This is a genomic window from Collinsella ihumii, from assembly GCF_900046475.1.
Lineage (GTDB): Bacteria > Actinomycetota > Coriobacteriia > Coriobacteriales > Coriobacteriaceae > Collinsella > Collinsella ihumii.
In genome coordinates this window covers 55,294-72,856 of record NZ_FCOU01000007.1, presented here as the reverse complement: position 1 = coordinate 72,856, position 17,563 = coordinate 55,294, and the positions used below count along the sequence as shown (strand labels likewise).

The window sequence follows — 17,563 nt, the reverse complement described above, 5'->3', positions numbered from 1 at the left end:
ACGCCTAGTCAATCACAAAGGCAACGGTCTCCGAGGCGCGCGTAATCGCCACATAAAACTTTGCAAGGGTTTCCTGCGCCCAATCAACTCTATCGCCTTGGAGCCACTGCTTCATGTCGCCGGTTGGATAGATGATGACGTTCGGAATATTCATTCCCTTCGCCTCGCCCATGTTGATCCGCGGCAGCCCATCCGGAACGACCGTACCGCCATTCCACGTTAACGCCATGCACTCTTTCGTTGCTGCATATTCGAGTACCTTGCTCTTCTTTAGCTTAAAGACTCGATGGGAGTCAGTTCGGGGCCGGGCAGAGGTCACCTCGGGGTAGCGCCCAACATAAAGAGAGTTTGCAAGAGCGATAATCTCTTCGGGGCATCTATAAGAGACGGACAGGCTATCTCGATCAACCTTGCACAGCTTTTTCGCTTCAATGAATTCGAAGATGTTGCTGAAGTTCCTGTGCAGGGATTCCCGATTCGTCCTGTAGGTCGCCTGCCGCGGATCTCCGACGACAAGCGCCTTTTCTGCCGATTGTACAAGCTTCGCGATAACATCGTAGTCTGCTCCCGCGAAGTCCTGCGCTTCATCCACGAGGATGACGGGATACGCATCCTTGATTCTCCCGAAAACCTCACCGCCCCATTGCCCATCGCAAGCAAGCATTAATTCAGAGAGCCGCGCAGCATACGCCTCACCGCGCCGTGGGCAATAGTAATCGTGATCGCCTTTGTGGACGCCCCGTCTCTGTCTGACTTTGCCTCCCGGCAGAACGCAAGAATCTATCCTTTCCGGAATCGTCTTCAACGGAAAGGGGCGCACACCATGAACGAGCAGGAACGAGTACCACGTCATGACAGTCACGTTATTTGGAATTGCCCCGACTTCCCCGCAAACACCCTCTGCAAATTCATAGGCGTTGCTCTCCGTGAAGGTCAGATAGAGCACCCGCCTCTTCGATTCAGCGAGCGCAAGCGTTCTGAGTAGAGCGCTCTTTCCCGTGCCGGCACCAGCTATTATCGCGACCTTGTCTGGAAGGCCCTCCATCATGCAACCCAGCCCATCGCTTCCCGGATGTACTCAGGGCAGGTTATAGAAGAATCCGACTTGAACAGCCCCAGCGCACACTCGGTTTTCTCAGCCTCCATATGTTTGACAAGCTCGGCTTCACTTGAGCAGGCATATCCTAAAATGCTCGCCAACCGCTCCCATCCGTTCTCGCGAGACAACTCAGGTTCCAGCGTGTTCCAACTTTTTACGCCATCGCCTTCGTCCCCGGTTCTCGTCGTCGAAGGCGTGCAGATCTTGATGCCGTCGCCCTGGCTGTAGTCTTTATACTTTTCAGCAACCTTTTCAGGATGCCCGTCGTTGTCGGTAACAACCGCAACCCTTTTTCCAGCGAGCTTGGCAAGGTCAAGAAACCGCTTGAAACTCAATCCCTTTACGCTGATGACGTCGATCCCGTCATCTAAAGGCATCTTGCCATTGTGATAATCCATGTACAGTTTCTGGACTATGAGCTCATCGGAGGGTCCCTCGACCAGAATGGAGCGATCGGCCAAAACGACTCTCAGGGTATCGAAGCCGGCGAGTTTCTCGAAATATTCCCTGGTCGATTTGCTCAAGTCGGAGAACCTCATGCAACCGCCCCCTCCTTCGGCAGGGACAAGAAGGAGATTGCCCAGATCGAGCTTGTTCGCAACAAAACTCGAGTGGGTTGAAAAGACAGTCTGGCTGCCGGTCGCCTGAAGAACAATATCCATGAGTTCCCGAAGGTGGGCATGCGAGAGATGGTTCTCAGGCTCCTCGTACAATATGACAGTTGCCCTCTTAGAAAAAGGATGGCGTTCGAGCGCTACGCGCGTTTGAAGGACGCCTTGAGAGCCGGACCCCATATGTGCAAATGGGACATCGCCGGCCTGGACCGTCAGGTCCCTAATCCACGACTCCCTCGAGCACTGTTTTGCGGAGAGCTTCGCCGTTCTTCCGCCAAGGATTTCTATCCCGCCGATGCTCCCGTTTGCTCGTGCGAGACCATCGGCGCTCGCTAGATTATCCCGACTTGACCGGACATCGCCCGCAATGCTCCGGCAAATCTCGGGATCCAGACAATCAATGATGCTCTTGACAGCCCTCTCATCCACAGCGACAGAACCCCATTCTCCGCCGGGATTGATGAAAGCCGATCTGATGGGCAGCTTCACCGGCGAAACCAACGCACGGGAAAAGGTTTCCCAAGTTGCTGTGTAATACTCAATCGGGAGGCTGTCGAACGATTCGGCGCGCACCCGCCCTATCAGATCGTCAGCATATTCGCGAGAGGGCCCAATGCGGAAGGTAAATCCCGCTTGACGGGAACGGTCAGAGTTGACCGCGCCAACGAAATTGACAAGCCCGCCTGAGTCAGCATTGCCAAGGAAAACCTCGATGCTGATGACCGGAAGATCGCATTCAGATGTTCCGCTCGCTTTTATGAACTGGGCGACGTCCTCGGTATTGAACAGGTAGGGGCTAATGGCCCGTCCGATCGGCTCATTTCTGAACCTGCCCGAGAGAGCAAGGTTGATTGCCTCCAAGATGGTGCTCTTCCCGGCACCGTTATCCCCAACCAAAACATTGCCACCCGCGTTGAAGTCGACGGTCAGCACATCCCGAAAGCGCTTGAACCCTTTGATACGAATCTTTCTAAGGTAGATTCCGCCATCCGCACCCATTCTGCACCTTTCACCTATCTACCGATCAGCCCATCCGTGTTTATTCTTCGAACGCCGACAGCATCCACGATATCCGACTCTTATGCACCCATAGGCATATAACCTTTCGTCATTCCCAACGCAAAGGTTTCGAATTGAGACTATTCCCCGAGCATCTCGAAGAAGGTGTCGGTATCGATGATCTCTATGTCGACGCCTCGCGCCTTGTACTCGAGGGCCTTCCTGTGCTTGCTCGACATGTCGCCCCTGATGGTCCTGCACCTGCTGTAGTCCGCGACCACGAGGAAATCGGTGGCCATCTTGAGGCCCCTGGCGAATGTGCCGCCGCAGTTCACGACCGCCTGCGCGGCGTCCCGCTTCGTCCACCCGTCGCCCAGGCTGCCGGTGACTACGACTTCCTTACCGTAGAAGGGGTGCGCATCGTCGAAGTCCTCGACCGTGGGTACGATGTCGGCGTAGCCCTCGGCATGCCCCGAGCTCGAGCCGGTGCGGGAGCGGGCCGCGTGGCAGAACTCATCGATGGAGCCGTAGGCTTCAACCGCCTCCCGCCGCATGTGCTCGAGCGCACGCGAGGTGGCCAGCGCGTCGGCGAGCGCGCGGTGCGCGCCGTCGTCGGCGATCCCGAACGCATCGCGAAGATCCTTCAGCCGATGATGCACCCAGTCCTTGTGAAGCTTGCGCGCCAGCCGCATGGTGTCCACGAAGTCGTTGGTGACGGGCGCCCCGATGCGCTCTCCCGCGTCGTAGAGGAAGTTCGCGTCGAACGAGGCGATGTTGTGCCCCACCATGACGGCGCCCCCGAGGAACCGGGAGAACCGGGGCATTACCTCGTCGATCGCGGGGGCATCCCCAACCATCTCGTCCGTAATCCCGGTAAGCTTCACGACATACGGGTCAATCTTGAAGCCGGGGTTCACCAGCTCCTGGTAGGTCTCCATGACCTCGCCGTCGCGGACGCGCGCGGCACCGATCTCGATTATCTTGTCCCACATCGGGCTCGTACCCGTCGTCTCGAGATCGACGGCGACGTACTCGCAGGGGAATGCGATGAGGCTCTTTCCTTTTCCGGGCCGATTGCTGCTTGCCATGGTGTTCTATGTCTCCATTCAATAAGTCCGCTCACCGCTTGCAGAAGCTGGCAACGACCCAACGTTGTCAAACTTCCCACGCTTGTGCACATTTTTCTCCACGATGCCAGCCAATAAAGCTCGGTCCGCTTCAATCGCCGAATCAACGCCGTGGGACCGGACGTTGACAATGTCGCTCTTCACCCGTCGCACAACTGACGGTGGAAGATGATCCATCCGAAGCGCCCCTACCGTTTGCCGCGCACCGTTGTACTCGCCCGGAGATGTTACGGACATTCGAGAATACAACGCTCGTCAAGTCAGACAACAGGCCCCTTCGTCTGGGATAATCAGCCCCGATTCAGACCGTACTCACTTTTGCCTTACCTCATACCAGCCTATTTGCCATTTCGCAACCCCTGCCGTCGCGCCCACGCTTCTTTGGATAGAACAATCAAACAACCCCGCCCCCTCTCTTAACGGAATCATGAGCGCATTGATGCGCGGGCCGCCCTTACTGAATAGCCCTTCGCCAGATTCCGCTTTCTGATGTACCGGGGGCTACGCGATCAAGAAGTGAGCTTTGACCTTTGCTTGCAAGAACATACGTCGAGCATCCGGCCAGCATATGATCCGTTTCAGTGATTGCAGAAACATCCCAACCAGCAATGCTTACTGCGCGGAGCGAAAGGCAGTTAAGGAACATGTATGAAGTGTTGGTAACCCTCTCCGTATTCAAACGATCCAGATCGAAAAGCTGTGTAACAGAGGAGCACCCACGGAACATTCCTTCAAAGCTATCGCATTGAGCAGTGTCCAGCTTCAGCAAGTCAAACTCACGACAGTTATTGAGACCGTCAAACAGATACTTCCCGTTGTCCGGTAACCATACATCGAGAATTCTGACTGCACCGATTCTATTACGATACGGATACCAAGGCTGCGCCCCAAAAGAATGAATATCCGAACTGCCAAACCATCCTGACGCCAACGTCCCTCTCACCGTACCGTCGCTAGGCCTCTTTGGAAGGTTTTCCGTACCATCGTTTTTAATCCTGTGCTCACTATATTCGATATATAGAGTGCTGTCCCCGATAGCGTCCACATCATCCTCGCTATCCGCGGGGCAAACGATAATCCAGCCATTTGCAACGCTCATGACCATCTACCTCCCTAGCCGATCATCGCAATAAATGCAGCAGCATCGATTATCTCGATATCCTGCCCCTTGCTTTTATATTCAACAGCCTTTGCGATTTTGCCCTTACCAGGGTTTTCCCCAACAACCAGGTAATCGGTTTTCTTCGTCACGCCGTCTTGAGGATGACCACCGAGATCGCAAACAGCCTGAAGGCAATCGTTGTACTCAATGCCCTCAATGTCCCCACTGAGGACAACGCTCTTTCCAAAGAGGGGATGGTTCTCATCGAACTCAGTTCTGTCCGTAGTAAACTCTCTCGCTTTCTTGCGCCCCCATCGCCCCGACCATTTTGTGCCCGGACGTGATGAGCCCACTTTAGGCGTTTCGATAGAAACCCTACCCTCTTCCGCTTCCTTTCGTATCCTCATATAGAGCTCGTATTCATCTCTGCAGTCCTTGAGGGCACGATGAGCTCCGTCTTGATCCAAGTCAAGCCGCATACGAAGATCATCCATTTTGTAACTTGGCAGATCTTGCCAGGCTCTCTTTGCGAGAGCAAGCGTATCGATGGCTTCCCTGTAACTAAACTCCATGCCACAAAGTTCAGAAACCCGCTTTATAAAGGGGAGGTCAAACGTCTTGATGTTATGCCCGACAAGCACTGCATCGTTGCCAATGAAATCAATGAATGCTTTCAGCGCGGATCTCATGTGAGGCGCATCCTGAAGCATATCCTTTGAAATATGGTTCTTGCGGGCAGCCGACTCGGAAATATCGCCATCGATATAAACTGGGGTTACGAACGTATCGACAATCTCCCCGTCAACAACCTTTAAAGCGGCAATCTCGCATATCTCGGAGGACTTATAGCTTCTATCGGTCGATTCAAGGTCAAAGACAAAATAATCTAGAGGCATGCCCTTGATCTCTTTTCCCCTTTTCGTCCTCCCGCTTCTCTTCATTCTTGGCTTTTCCTGAACGGGCAAATGCGCTTCGGTACTCACTGCTCCGGAATTCATCTCAGCGAAGTACATCGAATGTATCCTTACGGGAGGCACCGTCCCATCTTCAAGTCGAACAGCGACGTTGCACCAACCATCCCAAACATCCGCTATCTTGACATCTATGACTCTCAAGGGGTTCCCGTCTGCTTCTTTATAGACAATGCCTTTCTTAACAGGCAGTCCGAGTTCTTTGAGAAGCGACTTTCTGAGGGCCTCTGGCAATTCCGACATCCAAACACCCGTCACCTTCACCGGAGCCTGATCATCAGCGTCAAGCCAAGCATCAACGTTATAAACCCTCGGCTCACCTGGAACCGGACTTTCCGGAATTGAACCCCCGCGCTTCGCCGCACTTGCCCATGAACACAAATCGTCAGAACCAAAAGGCGAGTACCTCATATTGACCACCAGTCCCATGATGTTTCCAACAACACGCCCGCGAGAAAACAAAAACTCTCGTAAATAAATAATAAACCCTCTGCACCATTGTACTTGGAATGATGGAGGCGCAGATACAACTGCTTAACGGTTTGCGTCTTTTGACCTTACGCATAATCGCAAACAAGCGCTCCGCCCATGTCGGCGACCGATACAAAGACCCCGTCTTGATAAACCGATCGAATAACCCTTCGCTCTTCTTACCCAGCCGGCAGAAAAAACAAACAGGTCAGAAGCCAATATGACTTCTGACCTGCGATAATTCTGGTGCCCCCGGCCCGATTCGAACGGGCGACACCCGCTTTAGGAGAGCGGTGCTCTATCCCCTGAGCTACGGAGGCAAGTAGTACGATTCTAGCAGAACGGAAGCACGCCCGCGCGAGACGGGCAACCTTCATCGATGCAGCACGGCTAGAGCAGTCGGTTCGACGCGTCCTTTCGAGCGCGAACAGCGAACACGGCTCCTACCAGCGCGAGGATCGCGAACACGAAGAAGACCGGCATGAACGCCCCCGCGATGAGGAACAGGGCGGCGGCGATGCCGTTCGCGATGGCCAGAATTGCGCACAGCACGGTGTAGGGCTTCAGCTTACCGGGATTGTTGGCGCCGAGCGCACCGCTCACACCTCCCACGAGGAACAGAATGCTGCAGACTACCACGAGCACCGCGCTCGCGCGCACGTAGACCTGGCCCTGCTCGAAGCCCTCGATGACAGGTGCGGTCATCCACTGGTACACGCCGTAGACAATGCCGACGACGCCCATCGCCAGCATGATAAGCGAGATGATCTTGACGGTCTTGCACAGAGATGACATGGTTCCCCTTTCCGTTGTCGCATCGCCCCAGATTGTATCAGGGCGCAGACGCAAACGGGGCTAAGCCCTACACCGCGCGACGGGCAGATTCCGGGGTCCCGTATGCGCACGGTGGGAAAACCGCACCGCAAATCCGCAGGGAAAAGGAGGTTATTATTTCTTGAAAATGAATTTGGTATCAATCCGAGAAATACGAATGGAAAACGGCCATATCTGACAAGGCTGTGACCTGCGGTTTCTTTATGCAGCCGTTTCCGGAGGCCCCAGGAGGCGCCTCCAATCCGCCCTAAAGCGGCCCTTCTTGCCCGCGAGTTGATACCAAATTCAGAACGAGGTGCCTTCCTACCTTGGTAAAACCTTTTATCAGGATGCGATTTCGCACGCAGGCGGATACAGCGCCCCGCACCCCAAAAAAGTACCGCCCCGCGTGCGACGAGCAACGCGGGGCGGCATCCAACATCTCTAGTCCCACGGATCCCGCTCGAACAGCGGCTTCGGGTCCGGCGTACGATCCGAGTAGGGATCGTAGCCGTCATCGTCCTCGTTCTCCGCACGGATGAACGGGTCCTCGGGATCGCGCCTCTCACCCAACCGCAAATACCTCAAGATCGCAAGCCTGCTGCAGGTCGTCGTCGCCCTCGCGGCGCTCACCCTGGGCATCACCTGCTTTACCGGCGCGAACTACGCCGAAGCGGACGCCGGCGTGCTCGGCGTGCTCGTGGTGAGCATCGACGGCATCCTGTACCTGCTGTGCGCGGCCCTGAGCTTCATCACCGCCTTCATGGGCATCCACGGCGCGAACCGCCCGAGCGCCCTTGGAAGCCATCGCCTGCTCGCCGTCCTGACGGTCCTCGTCGGCATCGTCACGTGCGTGGTCAGCGGCCTCGGGCAGACGATCCCCGTGCTCGACGCGCTGGTCATCCTGTTTGGCTTGATCGCCGCCATCCTCGACACGATGGTCCGCAAGGAGCTCGACCGCTAGCGTCGCGCCTTCGATACGCCGCATGGGAAAAGCCGGGGTTCGCCCCGGCTTTTCCATTGTCGGCCATCCGTTTCCGGCTAACCCCACGGATCGCGCTCGAACAGCGGCTCGGGTTCCGGTCGACGGTCCGAATAGGGATCGTAGCCGTCGTCGTCCTCGTTCTCCGCCCGGATGAACGGGTCGCGCGGCTCGGGACCCTTCTCCCGCCGCGCCTGGGGGCGCTTCTCGTCGTCGGGCATGGTGCCTCCTTCGCCCAGCGTATCCACATTCGCCCCATTGTCGCACAGAGAAGGGGCGGCGCGCCCGTAGGCCGCGTCGCCCCCATCTCCGGTGTCTGGCCGCAGGATCCCCCCTGCCGCCTCTCGGCTACTCCATGCCGAGCGCCTCGCGCATCTGCGTGGCGTAGTTCGCGGCCATCATACCGTACACGATCTGCACGCCTCCGGCGACATGCACGATACCGCGCGCCTCGAGCTCCTCGGTGAACACCTTGTCGTCGGCCACCTTGCTGCAGTCGTTCAGCTGCAGGCGCAGACGGGTGAAGCAGGCCTCGGCGCTCTTGATGTTATCGGCACCGCCGACGGCCTCGATGATGAGCGGGATGAGCTCGCTCACGGGTGCCTTCTCGGCCTTGGCGTCCTCGGAGCCCTCTTCGGGAAGCTCGCGTCCCGGGGTCTTGAGGTTCATGCGCTTGATCAGCGTCTTGAAGACGAAGAAGTACGTCGCGAACCAGATCGGGCCGAGGATGAGGATGGACATCCAGCCGGATCCCTTGCTCGCCCCCAGGATGCCGTTGAAGATCAGCGACAGCAGCGGGCCCCCGAACGTCGCGGAGCCGGCGACGTTGAAGTTCAGCAGGAACGTGAACGCGTACGCAAGGCCGGCCATGATGGCGTGGACCAGATACAGCACCGGCGCGATGAACAGGAACGAGTACTCGAGCGGCTCGGTGATGCCGGACAGCACGCACGGGATGACGAGCGCGATCATGAGCGCACCGGTCTTCTTCTTGTTCTCGGGCAGCGCCGTCTTGTAGAAGGCGAGCGCGGCACCGGGCAGGCCGAACATGGCGAAGATGACCTTGCCGTTCATGACGAAGCGGCTCACGTTGATATCGAACGGGGTGGTAGCTGAGCCCAGGATGGCACTGTAGATGTTCACGGCGCCGGAGATGGTCTCGCCGTCGATGACCTCGGTACCGCCGAGCGAGGTGAAGAAGAACGGCAGGTACACGAAGTGATGCAGGCCGAAGGGAAGCAGCAGGCGCTCGCCGGCGCCGTATACGAACGACCCGAACACGCCGGTGGCGCGGATGAAGTCGGAAAGCGCCCCCAGAGCCGTCTGGACGAGCGGAAACACGAGCGAGAGCACCAGCGCGAGCACGCTGCATCCCACGATCGTGACCGCCGGGATGAACTTCACGCCGTTGAAGATGGACAGCGCGGCCGGCAGCTCGATCTTGTAGAAGCGATTATGCAGGTAGGCGACGAGCGCACCGACCAGAAGGCCGCCGATCACGCCGGTATCGAGCGTAATCGTGCCCAGGATGGTGCTCTGGCCGGTAGCCAGGTTCTCCGGGTCGATGGTGCCGATCGCCGTCAGGAACGTGCCCATCACGGCGTTGAGCGTCATGTAGCCGATCATGCCGCACAGCGCCGCCGTGGCCTTCTCCCCCTTGGCGAACCCATAGGCCAAACACACGGCGAAGATAAGCGGGATGTTGCTCATCACGACGCCCGCGGCCGCCTTCAGGATCGAGAAGAAGATGGCGATCGCCGGGGTCCCCAACCATGGCGCGTACTCGAGCAGCATGGGACTCGTGAAGGCGTTGCCGAAGCCCTGCAGGATGCCCGCGATAGGCAAGATCAAAACGGGCGTCATCAGGACCTTGCCCAAACGCTGGAACTTCGCCAGCAATTCATCTTTGTTCATGTTCAGTCCCCTCTGACATCGGGACGCGACGGGCGGGATGCCCCGCGCCCCGCGGACAGTTACAGCGCAGCGCCGAGCGGGCGCGCCGCGGACGATCCCCTGCCATCCGCCCGCGACGCGCCGCCCGACGTCGGTTCGCTAGCGGAGCTCGGGCCAGTAGCCCTTGTTGGCCTCGATGAGCGCATCGAGCACCTTGCGGGCCTTCTTGGCGTCACCCACCAGGCGGTTGAGGGTCAGCGCCTGCAGCGCCTTCTCGTAGGACCCCTCCATCCAGGCCTCGACGGTGAGGCGCTCGTATGCGTACTGGTTCTCCATGAGGCCGCGGTAGAACGTCCCGATCTTGCCCACGGCATACGGGTCGGGACCGTTCTTGCCCACGCTCGCGGCGACCTCGACCATAGCATCGTCGGGCATGCCCTCGATGATGCCGTCGTTGCGGACCATGACGATGAACGTCTTGCGGGTGTTGCGGTAGATGGCGGAGGACACCTCGACGATCATGTCGCCGTGCGCGTCGTTCTGCACGACCGAGGAGCCCTTGGCGGTTCCGGCCTCGGCCACGCGGCGGCACTCGGTGAACACGCGCTTCTCGCGGCCGTTCATGACCTCGTCGGAGCGGGTGTAGTTGGGATCGAGATGTGCCAGCTTGTACTCCGGATACAGGTAGTACTGCAGGTAGGTGTTGGGCAGGTACTCGGGGAAGTCCTCGAGCATGTCCTTGACCATGGCGTAGGTGTCGAGCCACGACTGGTCGCGCTGCTCGGCGTCGACGGGAAGGAATCCGTTCTTCTCGGTGTACTCCTTGACGAGCGGCACGAGGTCGTTGCCCTCCTCGTCATAGAGGTGCGTGAACCAGCCGAAGTGGTTGAGGCCGAAGTACACGGGCTCGACGTTGGTCATGTCGCGGCCGAGCAGGCGGCCGTAAGAGCGAAGCAGGTTGACCGGCTGGTCGCAGATGTTGAGCACGCGCTTCTCGTCCGGGAAGATGCGGTCCAGGCCGTAAGCCACGATCGCCGCCGGGTTGGTGTAGTTGATGATCCACGCCTCCGGGCTGCGCTCGCGCACATCGTTCACGATCTCGACCATGTCGCGCATGGAGCGCATGCCGTAGGCCATGCCGCCGGGGCCGACCGTCTCCTGGCCGATGATGCCCATGGACAGAGGGATCTTCTCGTCCTTGCTGCGCATCTCGTAGCCACCGGTGCGGATCTGGCACAGGGCGAAGTCGATGTCGGTGTAGGCGACGTCCTTGTCGGTGGTGTAGATGAACTCGACGCTGGGCGCCTCCTCGGCGAACAGGACCTTGCCGAACTCGCCGATGGGCTCCTGGCGCTCGGCGTCGATGTCGTACAGGCACACACGGTTCAGCGGGAAGATATCGAGATGCTTGGTGAGCGCCTTCAGGATGCCCGGGCACCACGTGGAGCCCCCGCCGATGAGAACGATGTTGAGCTTGTCTTTCATGAGAACCACTCCCCGAAACTAGAGTCAACTGACGCTGCGCGGGGGAGCGCGATGCGGTTCCGCGGCCACCGTGCCCGCGTCCCTCCCGTTGCCCATATTGTGCTACGCGCACGAGCGCACCATGACCCTGAGCAGGGGAAACGGCTGCGCGACACACGGGATAGCGCACGACACGAACCCGTGTCGCGCGACACGCGGGCCGAGGTACCGCTGGCGAACGAGATGCGACCGTTTGCGGACGATTGACTCCGGAAAAGCCTCGAGCCATGGGATATTACGATGTTTGAAAAGCTGACGGGGAGGTGTCGCTGCCGTGCAGGACTCGTTTTACGAACACGTCAAGTCGGGCGAGAAGCATCTCAACGACTTGGAATCCCAGATCCTCCGCTACATCATCTCCCTTCGGGGAGACCTCTCGCAGGCGACGTCGAAGGGCATCGCGGCCCACTTCTTCGTGGCGCCCAACACCATCGTGCGCCTCGCCCACAAGCTCGGCTTCACGGGCTTCACCGACCTCAAGCACTCCTACCTGCTCTCGCTCGAGCGCAACCGCTATGCCATCGAGACCATCCCGCTCGACCTGCAGATCATCCAGACCAAGGACCTCGTGCACGACCGGACCGTCGAGGAGGTCGCCCGCGCCATAGAGCGCGCCGAGCACATCGTCTTCTTCTGCTCGGGCCTCTCGAAGTTCCCCTGCCTGGAGATGGAGGAGAAGCTCCGCGTCATGGGCAAGAACACCGACACGTTGAGCGAGCGGCACGTCATGCGCCACTATGCCGAGCAGCTCGGGCAGAACGACCTCGTGTTCAGCGTGTCCATCAGCGGCGAGACCGAGGTGTCCGTCGAGGCGACCTCCATCGCCAAGAGCCGCGGCAGCACGATCGTGACCATGACGGGGCTCTCCAAGAACTCGCTGTCAAAGCTCGCGGACATCCCCCTGTTCACCGTGGAGAAGCAGATCCGCTACGGCGACATGGACCTCGACAGCCGCCTGATGTTCCACTACGTGTTCGAGCTGGTCTTCGAGCGCTTCTTCGAGCGCGTCCAGCAGGCCCAGGGGGACTGAGCGGCACGATCGGGCGGCTCCGCGCCGGGCCGCTCGGCGCGGAGCCTGTGTCCCCGCGGCGCCAGCAGCCGCCCGCAGCGCGCAAGCCGGCCCAATAATCAGGGCGGGGCGCCCCGGAAGCATCCCGGGGCGCCCCGCCCGTACACGTCGCCACGCAGGCGCTACTCCTCGTCAGGGACCTCGTAGGTCGCAGCGGGGCCGGTGGCGTCCGGCACCACGAAGAACGTGCCGTCGGTATCGACGTCGACCGTGATCTGGTCGCCCTCACGCACGCGGCCGTCGATGATGGCCTCGGCGATGGTATCCACGACCTCGGTCTGGATGAGGCGCTTCAGCGGGCGAGCGCCGAAGACCGGGTCGAGACCGCCCACGGCGAGCATCTGCTTGGCGCTCGGCGTGATGTCGAGCGACATGCGCTCCTTGGCCAGACGCGCGCGGACATCGGCGAGCTGGATGTCGACGATCTTGTCGATCTGCGCCATGCCGAGCGGATGGAACACGACGATGTCGTCGATACGGTTCAGGAACTCGGGCCTGAACGTGGCGCGCATGGCTTCGTCGACCTCGCGCTTCATGGCTTCGTCGTCCTTGCCGGAGAGCTCCGCGATGGCGTTGGAGCCCACGTTCGACGTCATGATGATGATCGTGTTCTTGAAGCTCACCACGCGGCCCTGGCCGTCGGTCAGACGACCGTCGTCGAGCACCTGCAGCAGGATGTTGAACACATCCGGGTGCGCCTTCTCCATCTCGTCGAGCAGGATGACGCTGTAGGGACGCCTGCGCACGGCCTCGGTGAGCTGGCCGCCCTCGTCGTAGCCGACGTATCCGGGAGGCGCGCCGATCAGGCGCTGGACCGAAAACTTCTCCATGTACTCGGACATGTCGATGCGCACGAGCGCGCGCTCGTCGTCGAACAGGCAGGTCGCCAGCGCTTTGGCGAGCTCGGTCTTGCCGACGCCGGTGGGACCGAGGAAGAAGAAGCTGCCGATGGGCTTGTCGGGGTCCGCCAGGCCGGCACGGCTGCGGCGCACGGCCGAGGCGACGGCGGTGACGGCCTCGTCCTGCCCGATGACACGCTTGTGCAGCTCGCCCTCGAGATCGCGGAGCTTCTCCATCTCGCCCTGCATCATCTTGGACACCGGCACGCCCGTCCACGCGGACACGACCTCGGCGATCTCGTCCGAGGTGACCTGCTCCTGCAGGCCTCCTTCGGTCTTCTGCGCCTCGATCTCGGCCTCGCCGTCTTTGACCTGCTGTTCCAGGTTCGGAATGATCGAGAAGCGCAGCTCCGATGCGCGGGCGAGATCGCCGTCGCGCGTGGCGCGCTCCTCCTCGCTCTTGGCCTGGTCGAGCTGGCCCTTGAGATCCTGCACGCGGTCGATGGCGTTCTTCTGGTTGAGCCAACCCGCCTTCTGGACGTTCAGCTTCTCCTGCACCTCGGCGATCTCCTGGCGCAGGGCCTCCAGACGCTCCTTGGAGGCGTCGTCGGTCTCCTTCATGAGCGCCTGCTCCTCGATCTGCATCTGCGTGAGCTTGCGCTGCGTCTGGTCGATCTCGACCGGCATGGAATCGAGCTCCATGCGCAGACGGCTCGCCGCCTCATCCACCAGGTCGATGGCCTTGTCGGGCAGGAAGCGGTCGGCGATATAGCGATCGGAGAGGTCGGCGGCCGCCACGAGCGCGCCGTCGGTGATGTGCACGCCGTGGAAGATCTCGTACTTCTCCTTCAGGCCGCGCAGGATGGAGATGGTGTCCTCCACGCTCGGCTCGCCCACCATGACCGTCTGGAAACGACGGGCGAGGGCCGCGTCCTTCTCGATGTACTTGCGGTACTCGTCGAGCGTGGTGGCGCCGATGGCGTGCAGGTCTCCACGGGCGAGCGCGGGCTTCAGGATGTTACCTGCATCCATGGAGCCCTCGGTCGCGCCGGCGCCCACGATGGTGTGCAGCTCATCGATGAACAGGATGACCTTGCCCTGCGCCTTCTCGACCTCCTTCAGCACGGCCTTCAAGCGGTCCTCGAACTCGCCGCGGTACTTGGCGCCGGCCACCAGCGCACTCATGTCGAGCTCGATGAGATCGCGGTCGCGCAGCGTGCTGGGGACGTCGCCCGCCACGATGCGCTGGGCGATGCCCTCAACGATGGCGGTCTTGCCCACGCCGGGCTCGCCGATCAGCACGGGGTTGTTCTTGGTGCGGCGGGAAAGCACCTGGATGGTGCGGCGGATCTCGTCGGTTCGGCCGATCACCGGATCGAGCTTTCCGGCGCGCGCAAGGTCGCAGATGTTGCGGCCGTACTGCTCCAGCGCCTCGAACTGCGTCTTGTCCTCAGCGGTCTTGACGCGGTCGTCACCTCGGAGCTCCTGATAGACCTCCTCGATGCGCTCGGGCGTCACGCCGCCGCCCTTGAGCACGCGCCCGGCCTCGCCTTTGTCCTCGGCGAGCGCCATCAGCAGGTGCTCGGTCACCACGAAGTTGTCCTGCATCTTGGTGGCGCGCTTCTCGGCGCGCTCGAGCGTGCGCACCAGGTCGCGCGAAAGCCCCATCTCGGCACCGTCGCCCGAGACCTTCGGCTGCCGGTCGATGGCCTCCTGCGCGGCGCGGGAGAGCTGTGCGGGATCGGCCCCGATGCGCTCGATGATGACCGAGATGTTGCGCTCACCACCCGTGAGCAGCGCGGCGAGCAGGTGGATGGGCTCCACGGCCCCCGCCTGCGCATCGCTCGCGATGCCCATGGCCGTCTGCAGCGCCTCGCGCGACGTCACGGCAAGCTTGTCGATTCTCATATGCCTCACCTCTCTTGGGGTGTTGCCGCCCTGCGGGGCGGCATTCATCTGTTCGAGAGGTATTGTTACCGCTTTTGCGACGCTCTATACAGAAATCTAAGTCTACATACATAAGATTTTCTTAGTGCGCAACTACCAATGGACAGAGACAAAAGCATTTCGCATGAGCCTCCGTTAAGGAAACGCTGATGCATGTCCCGATGCACTCCTGGCCATCGGTAGAACAACGGGACTACCCACTAAACGGGCCCCGTAACTGTACCCCGAACTGCGGGAGAGGGCCTCTCAAGGGGCCCTCTCCCGCAGTTCGGGGTACAGTTACGGGGCCCGTTTAGTGGGTAACCTGGTAGAGGCGGTGGTCGAACTTTCCGCAGGACCTCGTTTCACGATGCGCGGCGATCGCGCGCCCGGCACGACATGCCGGATGTGCACTAAACCGGCCAGCCCCCTTCGAAGGGTAATAAGCTACAGGCCGAAGTGATCCGCGATGATTCCCATGCGCTCGGACTGGGCCACCCCGAACGGGCAGCGGCTGTCGCAATGACCGCAGCCGATGCACTCGCCCGCATGAGCGCAACGCAGGCGGAAGACGGTGAACAGCACGCCGAGAGCCAGGCAGGGCAGGGCGCCGCATACGCTCGTGCCCACCGTCGTACCCGGAGACTCCTTTGGCCAGCGTCTCGAGCTGTGTCTCGAATGCCGCCCCTACTCCCACGCCACGGTGACGGAACCGCTGCCGACCACCTGCGCCAAGCCTGACGGGTCGTCGATGCGACCGATCCGTGTATAGCTGTAGCTGCTCGAGAACGTCTCGTAGAACAGGACGAGGCAGTCGCTGCCGAACAGCATGATATCGCCCACTTGGATGGTGCCCGGACGAGAAGAACTCGTGGGCAGGTCCTCATCGAGGTAGCAGTACTTCTCGTTGCCGTTCAGCTCCGACATCGAAAGCGACAGCGGCAGCCGCTCCGCGAGCGCACGCGCCGCCTCGGTGTCTTCCAACGTCGCCGTATACGCCGTCCCGTTGATGGTAAGCGTGATGCTCTGCACCGCCTGATCCCCTTCCTCACTCACTGCGCCCGTCCGCTCGTTATCGCCGGCTGCAGACGCCGCATGCCGCGATGCCGGCAGCGGCGCTTCAGACGCAGACCCCGTCGCGCGCTTCTGCACGGATCCGCAGCCGCTCAGGGAAAGAGCGGCGAATGCGAACGCGGCCGCCAAGGCGACATGGATCCTCATGGAGCCCCATGTTGATGTCCGATGCATAGACGCAACCTCCTCTCTCCCCCCAGTATTCTGCAAGCCTTCTGCAGGTATTTCAAATACCTATATGTCATATTCTTATATGCTGGAACCGTATAGCTTTCCTGGGGATATGCCTCGCGCACCATTCCGTATTCATTGCGAGCAGACGACGCGGGGGCAACCCGCCCTGCCGAGAGGGGCGCCCAGGAGGGGCCGATGGGCCGCGGCGGCGACACGCCGCAGGCGCCTAGGCCGCTACGCGCCTTCCCGCAAAAACCGACGCGACGGATTCTGCGGGAACAGCTCGGACGTTTTGCATAACGGCCAATACAGCATGGCTTTCCACCTCGTGTTTTCTCGTTCTGCTCGGATTGGCATGCATATTTCGTTAGAGCTTTCCGCAGAAACCGTCGTGACATCGAGCATGGGTTGAAACGAACCCGTCCCCGAACAACCCATCATGGCAATTAAAAAAGATCGCTATCGCTGCAAGGATCCCGCGGCCCCAGTCGTGTTCATGATGACGGGAAGAAAGCCGACTGCGGATGCAGGCGGCCTAGAGAACCTAGAGAAAGGATCATCATGAGCGCTTCGGGCAAACATACCTCCGTAACAGGCGCCATCGTGGCAATCGCGGCAGCAGCGATACTCGGCACTGGGCTTATCGCCGCCATGCCCGCGCACGCGGCGAGCACCGCGGACGCGACTTCGGGAACAAGTCTGACGAGCAGCCTTGCGGCAGGATCGGGCGTGCAGACTTCGTGCCCCTCCTACATCGATGCCGACAGCGACGGCATATGCGACAACTGCGCGAATTCGGCATGCCGCAACCAGCGTGATCTCTGCAACAATAGGGGCGGGGGACGTGCGCGCACAGGGCATCATCTGCACAAAAACGGATGCACCG

14 protein-coding genes and 1 tRNA gene are annotated in these 17,563 nt (G+C 60.3%); 2 read left to right on the top strand and 13 right to left on the bottom strand.

The genetic code is table 11. The features are described from left to right. Positions 1-4: 4 nt before the first annotated feature. From BN3789_RS05665 to BN3789_RS05640, 7 genes are all read right to left on the bottom strand, one after another. Entirely contained in the window at positions 5-1,048 is a 1,044-nt protein-coding gene (locus BN3789_RS05665) for a UvrD-helicase domain-containing protein (protein ID WP_066831538.1), read from the bottom strand. After that, positions 1,045-2,712: an ATP-dependent nuclease gene (locus tag BN3789_RS05660; RefSeq protein ID WP_066831535.1), complete on the bottom strand. Its 1,668-nt coding sequence runs from the start codon at positions 2,710-2,712 to the stop codon at positions 1,045-1,047. The genes BN3789_RS05665 and BN3789_RS05660 overlap by 4 nt, the downstream gene beginning before the upstream one ends. A gap of 140 nt (positions 2,713-2,852) precedes the next feature. Further along, positions 2,853-3,800, bottom strand: coding sequence for an exonuclease domain-containing protein (locus tag BN3789_RS05655; RefSeq protein WP_066831532.1), 948 nt, complete (start codon positions 3,798-3,800; stop codon positions 2,853-2,855). Between the two features lie 493 nt (positions 3,801-4,293). Next, a complete protein-coding gene (locus BN3789_RS12340; protein WP_079989119.1) occupies positions 4,294-4,944 on the bottom strand; it encodes a BspA family leucine-rich repeat surface protein in 651 nt (216 codons plus the stop codon). 8 nt (positions 4,945-4,952) lie between these two features. Continuing rightward, on the bottom strand, positions 4,953-6,341 hold the full coding sequence (locus BN3789_RS05650; protein WP_079989118.1) for an exonuclease domain-containing protein: 1,389 nt from the start codon (positions 6,339-6,341) through the stop codon (positions 4,953-4,955). A 286-nt stretch (positions 6,342-6,627) separates the two neighbouring features. Beyond that, positions 6,628-6,703: transfer RNA gene (locus BN3789_RS05645), tRNA-Arg, on the bottom strand. 70 nt (positions 6,704-6,773) lie between these two features. Continuing rightward, positions 6,774-7,178, bottom strand: coding sequence for a hypothetical protein (locus tag BN3789_RS05640; protein ID WP_066831526.1), 405 nt, complete (start codon positions 7,176-7,178; stop codon positions 6,774-6,776). A 556-nt stretch (positions 7,179-7,734) separates the two neighbouring features. Here BN3789_RS05640 and BN3789_RS05635 point away from each other — a divergent pair. Continuing rightward, entirely contained in the window at positions 7,735-8,160 is a 426-nt protein-coding gene (locus BN3789_RS05635) for a hypothetical protein (RefSeq protein WP_066831523.1), read from the top strand. A gap of 77 nt (positions 8,161-8,237) precedes the next feature. On the opposite strand, the gene BN3789_RS13020 is transcribed toward BN3789_RS05635, so the two are convergent. The 3 genes from BN3789_RS13020 to BN3789_RS05625 all read right to left on the bottom strand — a co-directional run bounded on the left by BN3789_RS13020 (position 8,238) and on the right by BN3789_RS05625 (position 11,556). Continuing rightward, positions 8,238-8,426, bottom strand: a complete 189-nt coding sequence (locus BN3789_RS13020; RefSeq protein WP_147569575.1) for a hypothetical protein — start codon at positions 8,424-8,426, stop codon at positions 8,238-8,240. 100 nt (positions 8,427-8,526) lie between these two features. After that, positions 8,527-10,092: a PTS transporter subunit EIIC gene (locus BN3789_RS05630; protein ID WP_066831521.1), complete on the bottom strand. Its 1,566-nt coding sequence runs from the start codon at positions 10,090-10,092 to the stop codon at positions 8,527-8,529. Between the two features lie 138 nt (positions 10,093-10,230). Then, the gene (locus tag BN3789_RS05625; RefSeq protein WP_066831520.1) at positions 10,231-11,556 is read right to left on the bottom strand and encodes a 6-phospho-alpha-glucosidase; all 1,326 of its coding nucleotides are present in this window, start codon (positions 11,554-11,556) and stop codon (positions 10,231-10,233) included. 313 nt (positions 11,557-11,869) lie between these two features. Between BN3789_RS05625 and BN3789_RS05620 the strand changes: the two genes are divergently transcribed. Beyond that, on the top strand, positions 11,870-12,625 hold the full coding sequence (locus tag BN3789_RS05620; protein WP_066831518.1) for a MurR/RpiR family transcriptional regulator: 756 nt from the start codon (positions 11,870-11,872) through the stop codon (positions 12,623-12,625). Between the two features lie 161 nt (positions 12,626-12,786). Here BN3789_RS05620 and clpB read toward each other — a convergent pair whose 3' ends face one another. From clpB to BN3789_RS12905, 3 genes are all read right to left on the bottom strand, one after another. Further along, a complete protein-coding gene (gene clpB / locus BN3789_RS05615; RefSeq protein ID WP_066831515.1) occupies positions 12,787-15,411 on the bottom strand; it encodes an ATP-dependent chaperone ClpB in 2,625 nt (874 codons plus the stop codon). A 465-nt stretch (positions 15,412-15,876) separates the two neighbouring features. Beyond that, positions 15,877-16,059, bottom strand: a complete 183-nt coding sequence (locus BN3789_RS05610) for a hypothetical protein (RefSeq protein WP_066831508.1) — start codon at positions 16,057-16,059, stop codon at positions 15,877-15,879. 57 nt (positions 16,060-16,116) lie between these two features. Then, complete coding sequence (locus BN3789_RS12905; protein WP_202615092.1) at positions 16,117-16,677, bottom strand: cyclophilin-like fold protein; 561 nt, start codon at positions 16,675-16,677, stop codon at positions 16,117-16,119. Positions 16,678-17,563: the final 886 nt, after the last annotated feature.